The organism is Ruegeria sp. CDSC081, assembly GCF_059610485.1.
In genome coordinates this window covers 121,130-137,046 of record NZ_JBXWNS010000003.1, presented here as the reverse complement: position 1 = coordinate 137,046, position 15,917 = coordinate 121,130, and the positions used below count along the sequence as shown (strand labels likewise).

The 15,917-nt window shown below is 55.8% G+C and carries 15 protein-coding genes and 1 pseudogene; 7 read left to right on the top strand and 9 right to left on the bottom strand.

Features of this window, described 5'->3' with window-relative positions; genetic code table 11:
- Positions 1-9 precede the first annotated feature (9 nt).
- Genes AC2FH9_RS06230 through AC2FH9_RS06200 form a run of 7 tightly spaced genes read right to left on the bottom strand, consistent with a single transcriptional unit; the run spans position 10 to position 7,635 of the window.
- A complete protein-coding gene (locus tag AC2FH9_RS06230) occupies positions 10-1,308 on the bottom strand; it encodes an amidase (RefSeq protein ID WP_496871087.1) in 1,299 nt (432 codons plus the stop codon).
- Positions 1,305-2,495: a YlbE family protein gene (locus AC2FH9_RS06225; protein ID WP_496871086.1), complete on the bottom strand. Its 1,191-nt coding sequence runs from the start codon at positions 2,493-2,495 to the stop codon at positions 1,305-1,307. Before AC2FH9_RS06225 ends, AC2FH9_RS06230 begins: the two co-directional genes overlap by 4 nt.
- Positions 2,495-3,121: a hypothetical protein gene (locus AC2FH9_RS06220; RefSeq protein ID WP_496871085.1), complete on the bottom strand. Its 627-nt coding sequence runs from the start codon at positions 3,119-3,121 to the stop codon at positions 2,495-2,497. The genes AC2FH9_RS06225 and AC2FH9_RS06220 overlap by 1 nt, the downstream gene beginning before the upstream one ends.
- Complete coding sequence (locus AC2FH9_RS06215) at positions 3,121-3,753, bottom strand: hypothetical protein (protein ID WP_496871084.1); 633 nt, start codon at positions 3,751-3,753, stop codon at positions 3,121-3,123. The genes AC2FH9_RS06220 and AC2FH9_RS06215 overlap by 1 nt, the downstream gene beginning before the upstream one ends.
- Positions 3,750-5,120: a Rieske 2Fe-2S domain-containing protein gene (locus AC2FH9_RS06210; RefSeq protein ID WP_496871083.1), complete on the bottom strand. Its 1,371-nt coding sequence runs from the start codon at positions 5,118-5,120 to the stop codon at positions 3,750-3,752. Before AC2FH9_RS06210 ends, AC2FH9_RS06215 begins: the two co-directional genes overlap by 4 nt.
- Positions 5,121-5,151: 31 nt before the next feature.
- Positions 5,152-6,612, bottom strand: a complete 1,461-nt coding sequence (locus AC2FH9_RS06205; protein WP_496871082.1) for an aldehyde dehydrogenase — start codon at positions 6,610-6,612, stop codon at positions 5,152-5,154.
- A complete protein-coding gene (locus AC2FH9_RS06200) occupies positions 6,613-7,635 on the bottom strand; it encodes a succinylglutamate desuccinylase/aspartoacylase family protein (protein ID WP_496871081.1) in 1,023 nt (340 codons plus the stop codon).
- Positions 7,636-7,766: 131 nt separating this feature from the next.
- Here AC2FH9_RS06200 and AC2FH9_RS06195 point away from each other — a divergent pair, with 131 nt between their 5' ends.
- The 3 genes from AC2FH9_RS06195 to AC2FH9_RS06185 are packed head-to-tail and all read left to right on the top strand — an operon-like array spanning position 7,767 to position 9,978.
- Positions 7,767-8,861 (top strand): pyridoxal phosphate-dependent aminotransferase, encoded by a 1,095-nt coding sequence (locus AC2FH9_RS06195; RefSeq protein WP_496871080.1) that lies wholly within the window; start codon positions 7,767-7,769, stop codon positions 8,859-8,861.
- Positions 8,861-9,409 carry a decarboxylase gene (locus AC2FH9_RS06190; protein ID WP_496749897.1) on the top strand — a complete coding sequence of 183 codons (549 nt, stop codon included), beginning with the start codon at positions 8,861-8,863 and terminating at the stop codon, positions 9,407-9,409. The genes AC2FH9_RS06195 and AC2FH9_RS06190 overlap by 1 nt, the downstream gene beginning before the upstream one ends.
- Complete coding sequence (locus AC2FH9_RS06185) at positions 9,406-9,978, top strand: thiamine pyrophosphate-dependent enzyme (RefSeq protein ID WP_496749896.1); 573 nt, start codon at positions 9,406-9,408, stop codon at positions 9,976-9,978. The genes AC2FH9_RS06190 and AC2FH9_RS06185 overlap by 4 nt, the downstream gene beginning before the upstream one ends.
- Here AC2FH9_RS06185 and AC2FH9_RS06180 read toward each other — a convergent pair.
- Both AC2FH9_RS06180 and AC2FH9_RS06175 read right to left on the bottom strand, forming a co-directional pair.
- Positions 9,965-10,855, bottom strand: a complete 891-nt coding sequence (locus tag AC2FH9_RS06180; RefSeq protein ID WP_496691505.1) for a LysR substrate-binding domain-containing protein — start codon at positions 10,853-10,855, stop codon at positions 9,965-9,967. The genes AC2FH9_RS06185 and AC2FH9_RS06180 overlap by 14 nt on opposite strands.
- A 141-nt stretch (positions 10,856-10,996) precedes the next feature.
- Entirely contained in the window at positions 10,997-11,575 is a 579-nt protein-coding gene (locus tag AC2FH9_RS06175) for a helix-turn-helix domain-containing protein (protein WP_496691506.1), read from the bottom strand.
- Positions 11,576-11,844: 269 nt separating this feature from the next.
- On the opposite strand from AC2FH9_RS06175, the pseudogene AC2FH9_RS06170 reads away from it, so the two are divergent.
- The 4 genes and pseudogenes from AC2FH9_RS06170 to AC2FH9_RS06155 form a co-directional block, all read left to right on the top strand.
- Positions 11,845-12,048, top strand: a pseudogene (locus AC2FH9_RS06170) (IS6 family transposase); the annotation flags it as partial.
- A gap of 307 nt (positions 12,049-12,355) precedes the next feature.
- Positions 12,356-13,306: a LysR family transcriptional regulator gene (locus tag AC2FH9_RS06165; RefSeq protein ID WP_496871079.1), complete on the top strand. Its 951-nt coding sequence runs from the start codon at positions 12,356-12,358 to the stop codon at positions 13,304-13,306.
- A gap of 95 nt (positions 13,307-13,401) precedes the next feature.
- Positions 13,402-15,102, top strand: a complete 1,701-nt coding sequence (locus tag AC2FH9_RS06160; RefSeq protein ID WP_496871078.1) for a hypothetical protein — start codon at positions 13,402-13,404, stop codon at positions 15,100-15,102.
- Positions 15,099-15,833 carry a DUF3726 domain-containing protein gene (locus AC2FH9_RS06155; protein ID WP_496871077.1) on the top strand — a complete coding sequence of 245 codons (735 nt, stop codon included), beginning with the start codon at positions 15,099-15,101 and terminating at the stop codon, positions 15,831-15,833. Before AC2FH9_RS06160 ends, AC2FH9_RS06155 begins: the two co-directional genes overlap by 4 nt.
- Positions 15,834-15,917 lie beyond the last annotated feature (84 nt).

The following is a 15,917-nucleotide window of genomic DNA, read 5'->3' as shown; positions in this document are numbered from 1 at the left end:
GAGCGGGATTTATGCTGCTCGGCAGGATACCTGCAGAATCCCGTGCACCCATTGGGCGATGTCCAGCAATCGCTTATCTGCTCCGTACGGGCCGATCAGTTGTATACCAAGCGGTAGCCCAGAGTGATCCGCACCAAAGGGCAGGGCGATTGAGGGCACCTGAAGCAGAGTCCACATCCGCGAGAACACCGGGTCACCTGTCGCGCCAAGCCCTGCCGGTGCCGGACCAGGAGCTGAGGGAACCAACAACGCATCCACGTCGCGGAACATTTGATCCAGCATGGTTGATGCACGGTTACGGGTCTCAACCGCAGTAAGATATTCGTCTTCTGTAACCAGCAGCCCATCGGCTATCAAATCGTGGAATTGCTGGCTGATACCGGGGACGCCAATTTGGTACTCTGTTTTGCGAATGCGGGCTGCCTCGTACCCCATGACGGTTATTTGCGCCTGTGTAAGCCGGGAAAATATCGGCGGGTGCGTGATTTCACCCGTTTCCGCACCGGTCGCAGCAATGGCTGCCAGCGCACGGATGCAGGTGTCGCGCATCTCTATCGATCCGTCGGCCCAATGGGGACCACGCATCAGGCTGACCCGGGGCAACGCAACGTCGTATTCAGGTGGCGGTGTCAGTTTTGCTCCACGCAAAACGGCATCTGCCAACGCCAGATCACGCGGATCTCTTGCCAGAACTCCCAGCGTGTCAAGGCTGCCTGACAAGCCCATAACCCCGCTCAGATCATAGTTACCGGTGGTCGGTTTGAGGCCGCAGATACCGCAATAAGCGGCCGGCCGGATCAAAGAGGCAGCTGTCTGCGAGCCAAATGCGAGCGGTGCCATGAAGTCGGCGACCGCAGCGGCAGACCCGGAAGAAGAGCCGCCGGGGGTATGTCCAGGACTTGCGGGATTTGCAGTATTGCCCGGTCGAAAATAGGCAAACTCGGTTGTGACCGTCTTGCCAATTGGGATCGCCCCTGCGTTCAGAAAAGTCTGGACGCATGTCGCGTTTTTGTCTGGTTGTCGATCGGAATAAAGATCGCTGCCCCAACCTGTTGGCAAGGCTTCTGTGTCGATAATGTCTTTGATAACAAAAGGTACGCCATGGAGCGGCCCACCGATTGGAAGTGTATCGGCAGCGTGAGCAAGCTCCATGGCGTGATCCGCATCGAGGTACTGAAACGCCCCGATCGCAGGTTCCCGTTGTGAAATTCGGTCCAGATGTGCCGCCATCACCTGAGACGGTTTGACTGCACCCTCGCGGATCAACCGGGCCAATTCATGCGCGCTGAACCTGTTTAACTCCGTCATTTCTCCAACATTTCCATGGCCACAGCGAAGGGGGTGACTGGCATGTCATAAATACCCCCTCCCAGCCGGCCAGCTTCGCCAAGCTTGTCGAGGATACCCAGACCAATTACCGGCCCCGACCCTTCGGCCACCGCGCCTCGTGCCGTGCTGCCTAGTCGAATATCTAGTGTTCGAAAATAAGGATGTGTCCCTACGGATAGGCCGGAACTGCGCGCTTGAGCGTTGTCGGGGAGAAAGGCACTCAGACCCTTTTTCTGATCTGGGCTCAATTCGATGGCCATGGCGCCGAGTCCGAAAGCCTCAATTACGGCGCTGTCACCGATTGCTCCTAATGCCCTGTCCTGGGGCACATCGACTTCGAATTTCCCTTTTGGTGGATCGGCTTGAATTGTAAACCATTGGCCGGGCAAGCCCGAAATCTGGATGCCAACCTCGCGCCCGTTGCCACCGGCAGCAGTGACAAAACTTGAACCTTCGACACCTTCGGCCAACTTCATCATGCATTTTGTGGCTGCCATCCAAAGATTGAGGAACAGCGACGGCGAGCTGGCCATGAAGGCCAGTGCTTCTTCGTCCTTGATCCCGCCAATGGTACGATCTTTCAGTTCGGCGACAAGCGCGTCTGTTGCAACGGGTGTTCGTCCATGGCAGTCGTCCCCCCCTACCAGGCCAGTCACGGCCAGCGGCACAAGTGCGATACCTTCGGCGAGCCCATTGTCCAACACATCCACAAATCGGGTGTTGAGCCAGCGGATGTGCTCCAACACTGCCTTGGATCGTTGACCCAGCCGCATCGCTGGGCGGCTGCCCGCATTGATCGGTGTGAACACACGTTGCTGCCCGCGCCAGGCATCATAAATTGTGTGTAGCGGCATGTCTGCCGAGACAACAGCGGCCAGAGGAGTGACAAGATCGTGATCCTGCGCGGGTTTCAACTCGATTTCACCATTTAGGATCATCGCCTCGGCTTGGTCGAAATCCCGAGCAAGCCCCTGCCAGACTGCTGCGACGCAAGCTGAATTAAGGATCGGGGCCGTGATTAGATTGGGATCGGCAAAGGCGGGCCCTGCATGAAGCAGTGTGTTTTCCGCAAGCCCCAACGCGTCGGCGGCCGTGTTGAACCGGTTCCAGACCGGCTGTGTTACCATTGCCCTGTCAAATGCGAGTTGATCCGCAGGATGCAGCATCAAGGATCCTCCGGCGGGATGATCCATGTCTCCGAGAAATATAGGAACGCGGTGGTCGTTTCGTAGCCGGCCTGTACCCTTGTTCCCAGCTTACCTGGCAGCCATTTGCCATTGACAATGATCTGTGCCGAATGCGCCGGCACGAGTAGCGAAAACATGTTATGTTCGCCCGAGGCAACCTCATGCGGCGACAGTTCCAGCGCTCGTGGCGGTTGGAGCCCCTCCCAGACGAGTTCGACGGTCAGGCTCTCACCTACTATTGTCTCGGTATAACGGTGGCTCATCGGATCGCCGGAGGTTCGCACAACTTGTGCACCGATTTCAGGCATGGTGGCAAATGCTGGTGCATCGGCAAATGCAGCCAGTTTGCTGATGAAGTTCTTTTTCAGGAATGTGGTTAGATCTGGATTGTCGCTGAGGATCACATTTGGAGCCTCTGGCGGTCCTTCAACCTGATCAGGTGTCCCATAAAGCAGCAATACCTGACCCTGTCCGACAGGCGACCAGGCAACGCGAAAGAACAAAGCCATCGCTGTGAAATCGCCATTGTCGTCTTTTAGCAGAATGCCCGGGTTTTCACCTGTCCAATCTACGGTGCCCGGTGTGACCGGCTCGTTCAATGGCATCACAGATCCTCCTGTGGCGTTACCCAGGTTTCCGAAAAGGCTAGAAAAGCCGTGCTCATGGTTCGGCCAAAGAACTGCCGATCGGCAACGACGCCAGGTAGGGGCGTACCGTTGATCACGACCTGTGCGGATTTTGCTTCCAGAAACACCGAATACATTTCATGCTCTTTGGTGGCCGAGTTTTCCTTGGTCACTTCGACCGGCAAAGGTGCACCCATGTCGTGCCAGATCATTTCGACCGTGACGCCTGATCCACGTAATGTTTCTGAGTAACGTGCCTTCAAATTGCCAGGACGCTTTTCGACACTGTCGCAGTCGAGCCAGGTCATCGCCTCTAGACCCGCTTTGCCGACGAAGGTCGGCATTTTGGTCACCCAGCCATCCACGATCCAACGCATCAAACGCTGGTTGTCGGTCATGATCAGATTTGGAACATGTGGCCAACCTTGCGCCCGATCCGGTGCACCTAAGATGACTGCCGCGTGACCGCGACCATAAGGCGAGAGCACAACGCGGAAAAACAGTGCCAGAGTATCATACTGTTCCTGATCAGCGTTCTGCTTGAGGTAGATGCCCGGGTTTTCACCTGTCCAGTCAACCCGGCCAGGGTTGTGAGGGATACGCGTGGTCATGACCAACTTGCCTCGTATGTTTTTAGTGCCTCTATGATGAAGACTTTGCGATCATCGCCCTGCAAGTGATCGCCGGACATGTAAATCTCGGCCACCTGATGCGAGATCTCCTTGAGAACTGCACCATCGTCGCGCCCCTCCTGCATGGGAATTCTCAGCATCGTATCACCGGCGTAGGTTGGGATGATCTGTCCGGAGAAATTGTCAGACGGTTGTGCCGGACGTTCTCCGTTTTGCAGCGCGCGGATGGCATTTCGCAGCAGCCGGCGTGCCTTGGCCACCCCCCGGTCGGAAAAGCTGAGATTTTCGCGCGCATGGATATTTTTGGGCCCCTGACTGACCCAGGCATCATAGTCGCCAGGGTCACGTTGCCGCATTTCATATGGGCGATCGGGATCCTGCCCATAGAAGTCGGTCTTGCCAAAGCCCACTTTGCTTTTGTCAGTCAGGCCCTTCGGGTCATCGTTGGCATCGGCGTTGCGGAAATGACGCCAGGCAATGACCATGGTGTTTGTGTCGTCAATGGGTGTGATCCAGCGCGACAACCCGCAGCGCCCAAAATAACGCGGCCCGTTTGGCACCGGGAAATGTCCACCGTTCTGGGTAAATGACGGCAGCATATGATCATGGATACGGATCCAGACGATGTCATCTACACGCCGCACATTGGTGTAAAAATCACCAGTGGCACTGGCATGAAACTCAATCATCGGCATTTCGGCGAAGGCGTCGATGAATTGGCTGCGCACGGCCAGCGTATGAAGATAGACCACATGAAACGGATCCCAGGCGTTCTCCATGACCTGAAGCCAGTTGCAAGGGGATTTGATCAGGTAGGGCACCAGCTCGTCACCCTCATCATCGAAAGTGTCCATTACAGGGAAAGGAGGTTGGGCTTCGGGAGGACCCATATAGGCAAAGGCGAGCCCTTTGTATTCGATCACAGGATACGCCCCCAAACAGGCCTTTTTCTTGACCTGTGATGCGGGCGGTTCGCAGGGGGTCTCCAGAATGGTGCCGTCCAGCCCGTATTTCCAACCGTGATAAGAGCAGCGAATGCCGCCTTCCTCCACGATCCCGAACTCAAGGCTCATGTTGCGGTGGCAGCAATGCAAGTGAGTCAGCCCCAGCTTGCCTTCTTTCTTCTCGCGAAACAGTACAAGGTCTTCGCCCAGAATGCGTAAACGATAGGGCAGATCACCAACCTGATCTGTCATTGCCACCGGCATCCAGAACCGGCGCAGATATTCCCCGCATGGGGTGCCAGGGCCAACCTCAGTCAGTTCCGGGTCAGGTTTCTGAGCCCAAACTGACTGCTTGTCATGGCCTCTAAAATCGCCTTTGGGGGCGTCGAAATGGTCATTCATGGCGTCCTCCGTACGTATTGGTGCTGACAGATCAGGGAAACGGATCCGGGACCGGCGCTGCGCCGGTCCAGACGGATTTGATCTGACAGAAATCCTTGATCGCGTCCGGGCCAAGTTCTCGCCCATATCCGGACTGCTTGACCCCGCCAATAGGGCTGGCGGGATCGACGCTGCGATAGTGATTGATGTAAACGGTGCCTGCTACGATAGCCTCGGCCACTCGCTCGCCTTTGGCGGGATCCGTGGTCCAGACACCGGCGGCCAACCCATAGTCGCTATCGTTGGACAGCGCGATGGCCTCGGCTTCTGTATCAAATGAGGTAACCGCCAGCACCGGCCCGAACACCTCTTCGCGCCAGAGCTGCATGTCGGGCGTCACATTGTCGAAAATGGTTGGGCCAACAAAAAATCCGTCTCGCCCAGCGGCAGCTTCAAGCCCGTCCAGCAGGCAAACAGCCCCGTCCGCCTTTGCCCGTGCAATCATTTCGGTCACTTTGCGCAGGTGCGGTTCATTGGCCAGCGGAGCAATCTGAGTCTCAAGCTCCATCGGATCACCAAGACGTAAGTCGCGCGCCCGTGACAGCAGTTTTGCCAACAAGTTTTCTTTCGTGCTGGCTTCGACGATTAGACGTGACCCGGCGACACAGGTCTGTCCATTAGACAGAAAAATACCAGAGAGAATGCCGTTGACGGTGTTGTCCAGATCACAGTCTGCAAACACAACCTGCGGTGATTTTCCTCCTAACTCCAGCACTGTCGGGACCACACCCGCCGCCGCTGCTTCGGCGACTTTACATCCTCCGAGATCTGACCCGGTAAAGGTCACCTTGCGGGTCAATGGATGGCGAACGAGCGACTCGCCAACCTCATAGCCGAGCCCAGTCACTACATTAAGGACGCCAGGCGGTAACCCAGCCTCATGTACAAGCCGGGCAAATTCCAGCGTTGAGGCTGACGCCATTTCCGATGGTTTGACAACAACCGTGTTGCCCGCCGCCAGTGCCGGAGCCAGCTTCCACGCAAGGATCATCAAAGGAGAATTCCAAGGTGTTATTGCCACAACCACGCCATAGGGGATGTAGTGGCCTACGCTGCTCACACCGAGGACTGTATTTGCCTGTTGTTCGGGCTGCATTTTGCGAGCTTGTGCTGCGAAATGCCGAAACCAGCTATGCAATCCGGCAAATTGCCCCCGTACTTCGGAGATCCGCTTGCCATTGTCGCGGATCTCGGGCTCGACCAGTTCCTGCCAGCGGGTCTCCAAAGTATCGGCAAGCTGATCCAGAACATGGGCCCTGTCATTTGGGCTGGTGTTGGCCCATGGGCCTTCCCGAAAGGCGCGGTCGGCATTTCGTATGGCTTGATCGGCTGTTTCAGCGCCACATCGTGCGATCTTGCTCCATTCAGTGCCGGTGGCCGGGTTAACACTCGGAAGTGTTTCAGCGGCCCAGGGTAGAAATGACCCGTTGATGAATGGCGTATAGGTCCGCATCTATGGCCCCGCGGGCAGAGGTTGCGCCACCAAGGTCAGCAAATCGCCCCGGCGCACCACACCGCGATTGCCATGGGCAAGAACAAGACCCGAAGCTGGAAACCTCAGATCCAACGGTGTGCGATCCGGTTCGGCTGGAAAAAAGAGCGTGCCAGCAGATGCTCCGGCCTCGACATATTGTCCGGCGGAGCAGCGTCGATCAAACAGGCCATCGGCAGGGGCGTAGAGACTGTGCGTTGGGTCCGCGATTTCTACGCAATGTGTCGGGACAGATTCCGAGGATCTGCTGGGTAGAACATCCAGATGACGCAGGCAACGCATCAGGCCAGCCTCAGCAAGATCGGTCACATCAGGGTCGACACCGCCACCACCGCTCAGTTCCGCCGCGATCATAGGGATCTTGGCCCGAGCCGCGGCGGAGTTAACAGATCGGTTGTCGTTGTTCGCACCGAGTACCCAGATCAACGGCAACCCAAAGGCCCGAGCCAATTCCATATTGGCTGCAGTGAGCTGCGCATCCTCTGTGCGTGCAGCCAACGCGCAGGGTTCGAACACTGATGCCTTGCCACCCGAATGCAGATCAATCACGGCATCTGCCCGCGGGATCATTTCAGTTTCAATAAAATGGGCAAGCATGGCGGTTGGGCCGCCGTCTGCATTTCCGGGGAATGCGCGGTTCAGGTTTTGACCATCTAGCGGCGAAACACGCGAAGAGGCGTGAACCGCCGGCGCGTTCAGAGCTGGGATCAGGATGACCTGTCCGGTCAACTTTAACGGATCAAGTTGCGCTGCAAGCCGAAGGATAGCTGCCGGACCTTCGAATTCATCTCCATGAGTTCCCCCAAGCATCAACACGACAGGCCCCGGCTGTCCGCGGATGCTGATGACCGGAACGGGGTAATACCCAAGGGGCACAGCATTGTCGGACCATTTCAACATCAGATCACCGGTATTCCGTCCCGGTAAGTCCAGATCCGTTGTGAGATGAAGCCTGCTGTTAGAGGTCGCGTGGGGATCAGTCATGTGAGTCCTTAGGGTGGTATTCTGCACATCAATATCATAACATTTAAGAAAGTGAATTGCTAAAAATTACCAGTTATGTGATATGAAGGAAAATCACAACCCACCCCGCCTATTGGTGCAGGAGGACATGAATGACCGTTGCCCTCGCGAAAGCGGGAATTGACAGGATCAAACCCCATATGGTGAGCGAGGCGGCCAATATCGCGCCGCCCTCCGCAGTCCTGCTCAATTCAAATGAAAGTGCGTTTGGTCCAAGTCCGATTGCCCGAGACGCGGCACGGGCTGCCGCCAGCTCGATTGAACGTTATCTGGAAAATCCGGATCACATTCTTGCCCCGGCAATCGCGAGCCATTTCGGACTGGATGCGGCGCGCATCACAACAGGGCAGGGGTCCGACGACTTGCTGGCGCGGCTGGCGCGGGCATATCTTGGACCCGGTACCGAATTGATCCGCAGTGCAAACGGCTATCTGAAGGTCCCGAACTACGCCTATGCCAACGATGCCGAGGTTGTTTCGGTTGCAGATGATCATTTCAAACCATCCGCTGACCGTATGATCAATGCGTTGACTGATCGGACGCGGGTGGTTTATCTGGCTAACCCCGAAAACCCGGCAGGTACTTACCTGAGCGGAACTGAAGTTCGCCGCCTGCATGCTGCACTGCCGGACAACGTCTTGTTGATCATCGATGCAGCTTATGAAGAATACGTCGACGCGCCGGATTATGAACCCGCCCATATTTTGGTCGAACAGGCGGAAAATGTCGTCATCTGCAGGACGTTCTCCAAGATTTACGGATTGGCCGGCGCGCGCGTGGGTTGGATGTACGGGCCCGATGACATCATCGATGCTGTTCGTCGGGTCGGTTTGACTTTTCCAGTGGCGTCGTCCTCTGCTGCAGCTGCGATTGCGGCATTGGAAGATGGGGCGCACACACGCTATATCCACGATGCGAACCGTAGGGGCCGGGACTGGATCAGCGCCGAGCTGCAGGCACTTGGGTTGGGCGTAATACCCAGTCAGGCAAATTTTGTTCTGGTTCATTTTCCCGATATGCAAAAATCCGCAGAAGCGGCAACAAGCGCGCTTTTGCAGGAAGGTGTCGCGGTGCGGCGGTTCGCCTCGTCCGCATACGGGGACTATTTGCGCATAACTGTCGGACATATGCGCGATCTGAGGATTGCGCGGGACGGTATTGCAAGATTTCTGGGCGGAGGCGCGTGATGGTCGCTTCGTCTAGGGTGGCGGCGGATGTGCCAAAGGTGGCGCATCCTTCTGGTGCAGCAATTCTGGCACAAATTAAGGCGGCGCAGGTGCGTGAAATCGTGGCCCTGCCTGATATTGTTACCAGTGATGGGTTGCTATGGCCAATTTCTCGGGATCCGGAATTTCGTCTGACCCGCATCTGCAAGGAAGATGAAGGTGTCAGTATCTGTGGGGCTATGTCATATAACGGAACCCGTGCGCTTTTGATGATGCAGCAAACAGGATTGATGGATTCTCTCAATGCAATCCGGGCTATCGGGGTGGATTACGAATTACCGGTCGTGATGATGGTGGGTCTGCAAGGAAAAGAGCCGCATATACACCCAGATTACTCGGCCTCTTACGGGGTCAGGATCGTCCGTCCGGTGCTGGATGCAATGGCACTGTCGCATTCGCTGATCGAAGAACCCGGAGATGAGGCACATATCTGCCAGGCCGTTGAGGCCGCCTATACATCGTCAAAACCCCATATTTTCCTGATAGGGCGCCCCCCGGAGACACCATGACAATGCACCGAGATGCGGCGCTCGAGGCGCTGATCCCTCATGTTCGCGACGACGATATTGTGGTCGCAGTCTATCAAAGCTGTTTCGACTGGCTGGCGCTGAACCCACGTGAACTGAACTATGTCGCAGTCGGGGCGATGGGGCAGGCCTCATCTCACGGATTGGGGCTGGCGTTGGCCAATCCAGATCGGCGCGTGATTGTTCTGGATGGTGATGGCAGTCTGTTGATGAACCTCGGGACATTGGTCACAATTGCCAGTGCCGGGGCAAGAAACCTGTATCACTTTCTATCTTTCAACAGGGTGTACGAAGTGAACGGAGCGCATCCTCTGCCTGGGGCGGACATGGTTGATTTCGCTGCTATGGCCTGGGCTGCAGGGTACGCGGGTGTGCAACGTTTCACGGATATCGACCGGTTTTCCGAAGCGGCACCACAGGTTTTATCTTTGTCGGGCCCGCAGTTCATTTCGATGGAGGTAAAGGCAGGCGCGTCCTATCCCCGCGACTATGCCTATATCCACAGCGCGCAGGCGCGATCCACTTTTCGGGCGGCTCTCAATCGGCGTTGAGATCTGATTGGACGATGTTCAGAAAAGACTTTCCAACGGCAGACAGGGTCTTGTTCTTTGACCAAAATAGAACAGCCCGGAAGTTCAACGGCGCGGCAAAAGGTATAGCCACGCAACCTGGAATGGTCTTGAGGTAGTCCAGACTGGCGCCGACGACAGAAACTCCCAAACCACGTGAAACCAGCCTGCAGATAGAGTCGGTTGTGCGCGTCTCATACTGCATGCGCCGTGCAATCCCTTTTGCTTCGAAAAACTGGTCGATTTCATAGCGAAAGCGAGAGGACGGCATATAGGAAATAAAACTTTCATCTGCCAGATCCCTCGCCTGGGCAAGAGCATTGTCGGCCAATGCGTGATCCACCGAAACCACGCAGCACACATCACTGTCTTTGATCACAAGGCTTTCAAATGACGGATTTGCCGGTTGGGTTGTCGTGATGCCAAAGTCATAATTCTGGGACACCATCCATTCGACTGCATCATCGCTGGGGGCAATTTCCATTCGGGCCATCGCATGTGGGCAAGTGGCAGCAAATTTCCCTATCAGGTCCGGCGCGAGTTGCGAAGAAACGCCCGGCGTAATCACAAGATTGAGGCGCGCGTGGCCAAACTTCCCAATAGCTGTGGCAGAATCCTTAATATGTTCCATACCGCTAACGGCTTGGCGCACTTCTTCAACCAGTAATCTGGCCTCGTCTGTGGGTATCAGCACACGGCCGACACGCTGAAAAAGTGGAAACCCAACTTCTTCTTCGAAATCAGAGATCAGCCGGCTGACTGCAGGTTGAGAAATACCCAACATCGCTGCGGCCTCGGTCACAGTCCCGGTCGAGACCACCGTTCGAAACGCGTCAACTTGTCGGAATGTGATGTTCATTTGGCCTCAGTGGTTTTTGCCTTGTCATTTAGGGTGTCAGATTCGACCCATAAGATATGGTTATTCGAAATTCAAAAATCTGACCAGCATGCGATATTACTTAGTTGGCGCCAAATTGGGTTGTGTATCTGGAATGCCCTACTATTGCTGACGAGTAGAGACGGCTATGAATTCGATCTTTTGCGAGTGGATTTTACGGAAACCATGCGGAAGCTTGGCATCAAAACTCAACGTATCTCCCGCTGACATATCAAAATCTTCGCTGCCGCAACGATAGATTGCCTGGCCCTCGATTATGTATATGAAGACATAGCCTTCATGCTGATAGCCGGGCAAATTGTCTGATTGTTCTTTTGAAATACTGATCCGCGCCGACTGGAACGTCCCTTGGGGTGCGCTGTGCTTACCCAACAGAAGGTAGTTATGCGTGTGCCCCTGAGTGATACGCCGCGCCTGGAGACCATCCCCGGCACGCGCGTGATGCACATCTGCTGCCGCGTCTGAGCGTGCAAACAATGCCACCAATGGCACATCAAGGGCATCCGCCAGTGATTGCAGCATCGCAAGCGAAGGTGAGACATTACCATTCTCTATACGACTGATCATCGCAGTGGACACCTGTGCCCGAGTAGCCAGGTCACCCAACTTAAGTTCACGCTCTTGGCGTAACCGTTGCAGTGTCTGACCTATTTCACTTTCAGTGCAGTTTTTCTTTTCCACTATTTTTGCTGCCGATCATGGAATTCAGGATATGGATACAGCGCATCCGGGATGTCAACATCAGTGCCCTAATTCGAAAATGCGTCAAGGCTCGAGTATTCAGAACACTTTTTGGATTCCCGATACCAGCAGATTGTTCAGCCGACTGGTCATTGTATTTGGGGCTTGGTCAGGTTGTTGATCGGAAAATGTTGCAATCTTTTGACCATCGACGCATTCGCAATTAGCGCGTGAATGACTGCTGGTCATATCAAGTCGAAAGCCGGTTCATGATTTCCTTTAAAGGCGCACAATATCCGAAGGATGTATTCCTGTTCTCAGCGTTCTTCTACGTCCGCTACGGAGTCTCATATCGTGATCATGAAGAAATCATGGCAGAGCGCGGGGTCTCAGTTGACCACACCACGCTGAACCAGTGGGTCACACGATATTGCGGCGCTATTGCTGATCCAGTGCACAGACGCAAAGGACCATGCAGGCTCGGACTCTGTTCATTCAAACAATTCGCTGAGCTGACCGTCTAGCTCCAATCCGATCATTGAAACAGCTCTTCGTGCTCAAAACTTTGCAACAAAACCCTCCAACTGAGGCTATTTCAAATTAGTCAGGCAGCACCGCCCATCACACCGGTTTTGGCATCTGGCGCTTGCCTTTCAAGCTGTAATAGCATCAGTGCCTCAACCCGTCATGTGTCTGATGTTTTGCAGAAAGCCACGCCGAGGAGCGAATTCGCAGGCACTCGCTGCGAGGCTGGTGTAGACTCCGTCTATGTCCAGGTCGGTGTCCAGAAATGTAACGCTTAAGCAGCTTCGTGCTTTCGTTCAGGTAGCGAAATGCGGGTCGTTCAGCAAGGCGGCGGACGAACTCGCCATTTCCCAACCTGCCCTGACCCTCAGCATCCAGCAATTCGAGGAAAACGTAGAAGCGGCTCTGCTGCAACGTACCACTCGCTCCGTTTCTCTGACACCTCAGGGAAAAGAGTTTCTGCACAAGGCTGAAGCCATCCTGAGCGGCCTTGACGCGGCGATCCTTTCGGCACGGAGCAGTGCCAGGAAACAGCGCAACCTGGTGCGTATCGCAGCACTGCCTTCCGTCGCAATTCGGGTACTGCCGCGGGCCGTCCGTGATTATGCGACTGTTAAACCGGATGTCTCGCTGCAAATTCAGGACGATAACGGGCGCGGGGTTGAAACCCAGATTCTGAACGGTGCGGCCGATTTCGGGATCGCAAACAAGTGGTCCGACAATCCGGCTTTGACCTATGCTCCCTTCCTCCGGGATCGCGTGGGTTTGATCTGCCGCGCGGATCATCCGCTGGCGCGGCGCAAGGACAGGTTGGCATGGGCCTGTCTTGAAGATCAGTCTTTTGTCGGCATGGCCGCCGATACCGGGATCAGCCGCCTTACCGATGGCGTGCGGGGGCTGCCCGTTTCCGTATCCGATCCGGGCTTTACGGTACTGACCATTGCCGCTCTGGTCGGAATTGTCGAACAAGGGATGGCAGTGTCGGCGTTGCCAGCACTGGCCTCGCCGGATTATCTAAACCCGTCGCTGGTTTACCGCAGCCTTTCCGAACCCGATCTGAATCGCGATCTGTGCCTTATTACCTCGGGCAAACGGCCACTGCCGACCGCCGCAAATGAGTTTCTAAAATTTTTGCAGCTCCGTTCGCACAAGATGTCTGCCATGTTCCCGAACAATACGGTTCAGGCAAATGCTGATAAATTATAAATTCTGCAAATAAGTGCGCAAAATATTCAAATTTTACTCTACGGCCCATTCCGACGAAGCATTCCTCCAACGCAAATCAGTCTTAGGAGAGTCAAATGCTTGCTGCAATTTCCGACAGAATGCGCCCCGAAGCCGAGGTCATGGATCTCGCGCGGTTGGGGTCGCTGCATTCGTCGACACTCAGCTTCATGCGCACACTGGTGCGCCGGATCATGAAAGAGGAATGGTCCATCAACCGCCAACGCTTCGATCTCGACAACGACGGCTATGGGACTGCGATCTACCGGATCGAAACACCGAATGATGTATTCAGCTTTGTGCTGTTTTCAAATTTCTTGTCAGACGAAGATCGCAACGACCGCGTGATCGCCACCAGCTGGGATCTGACCATGGCGCTTTGCGAGGGCGAGGTAGACGACATCTGGCTGGAAGACATGCGCGGCAACGTGCCTCGGCAGGAAGCGGGCAGGGTGGATGCGCGTGTTTTCAGTCTGTCGCGGGCCAACCGCAGTTCGCGCCTGTTCACCCATGTGCTGAAGGAGCTCACCGCCGGGCGCCAGCCCGACGCTGAGCGGATCGCTGATGTGGGATACCTGTACCGCACTACTGCCGTTTATGGCAGCGGCAAGCTGGGCATGGCGGACTGGAACAAGGTGCGGGTTAAGTTTGCCGACTTCAACCGCCCCTTCGCGCCCGAGATGTTCATTTGCTACATGCTGCGTCAGTTCAGCCTGGATCAGGTGGATCACATCGCGAAGTCTCGCGCGCCCGAAACCGCCGTGGCACTGGACGATCGGCTCAAGCGCTTCTTTGGCATCGGAAACTCGACCGGCCTGGGAATGGCGCCTTATCTGGTGAACCATGGGGAGTTGCTGAGCCAGTGGATCGAGACGCGTGAAACAGCACTGGCGCAGGTCTTGCACAAAGCCACCCCGACCGACTGGCGCATCCAGCTGTTCCATGACCTGATCGACCGGGCCGAGCAACATTTCACCGAAAGTCGCACGGCGGACGAAGAACAGCTCGAACGCAACCGGGTTCTGATAGCGGAACTTGCCGAAGTGCGCGTCTGGCTATCGGCGCAGGGTGATGCGTTGGAAACTTGGTCAGTACTGTCGGATCATGCCCGCGACGTCTGGAGTCTGGAGACTCAGGAACTTATCCACGCTTTATGCCTGGAGATTCATCCCGAACTGGTGAACGATCTGGAAGATAGTTTCACGGTCCTCCCCAATCCGGTGATTGACCCCGACATGGCCACCGATCAGCTGCGCACACTGATCGAGGATCGCTATGACTGGGCGTTGGCAATTGACTTCTCAGACCCGGAAAAATCGGATGCGTTCTGGTATCGCTCGGAAGAAAAATTGGAGCCCCGGCTGGGATTTGCCGGTGCTGATCCGGGGATTGAGAAACAAATGCCGTTGCCCATCGGTCGCCGTGTTCGCGCCTGCTATGACGTGTTGTTGGAAGACCTTGAAGAGCATCCAGGCAGTGACGTCATTCATTTCCTGTTGCGCCGCCCAGCTCTGAAAAGCATCGTGCGCCGCATCCAAACCATGAGCAGGCACAAATACGCCGAGATCCGAGCCAACCTTGCGGACCGGAACGTGCGCCCCATGGATCTGTTGCGCTGCAAGCTTGCCTTCTTTGGCGTCAGCAAGTTCGACCCTCGTTCGAAGCTATGGGTACGTAACACAATGTATCAGGGGGCACCGCTGATTGATGACATCGGCCAGACCTATGAAAGCTGGTTCCTGCCACTGAAACCGCAGATTGAGGAGGCACAGGCATGAAAGTATCCCGTAACGAAATGATCACCGCGCTGTCCCGCGCCTACGAAGGAGCCGGGCACGAGATCGGTGACTATGAGGACGCTGCCCAATTGGTCACTTGGTTGCAAATGGCGGGTCTGAGCGGGTTCGACCGTATCACCCTACCACCACTGGCCCCCAAGGGTGGAGCGACTCCGCGGTTGGTGTTCGAAAATGACGACATCGCCGTTCTTGATGCAGGTGGCGCGGATGTCTGCGAGCACGGCTCATTGGCGGCCTATCTGATGCACTCCAAGGCCAACAAGTCGGGCTTTGCGATCATCGAGCTGGCCAACTGCCGCTATCCTGGCCTAATCCTGCGAAGCCTGTCGATGGTCGCGCAGTTGGGCGTGTATATCTCAGCCTATTGGAAAGATCAGGTTGGATCACACGGAGCGAGCTTTGAAAGCGGCGCGACTTTCCCGCATTACTGGCGTTTGGATAATGCAGATGAAAGCAAAGAAATCTCGACCGTCACTATCATCTGCACAAATCAGCCTGCATTGCTGGCGGACGCGGTGACACGTCAGGTGGAGCAACCCGAACTTCAGCGGTTTGAGATTTCGGCGGCGCAGCTAGCAGCCAACTATAACCAAGCTTTGGAACAGGGGATTGAGGTTGACCCCGACCAATGGGACGCCCTGAACGCCGCCGCTTGGCCCATTCTCGTTCGCTCGGATACGCAATCCCGCTCAGGCGCGGGGCCCATGTGAGGCTTGGGATATGAGCCAGCGCTTGCTCCGTTTGCAAACAAGAAATGCCGCCCCGATTGGGGCGGCGTCGGACCGGAACTCGTT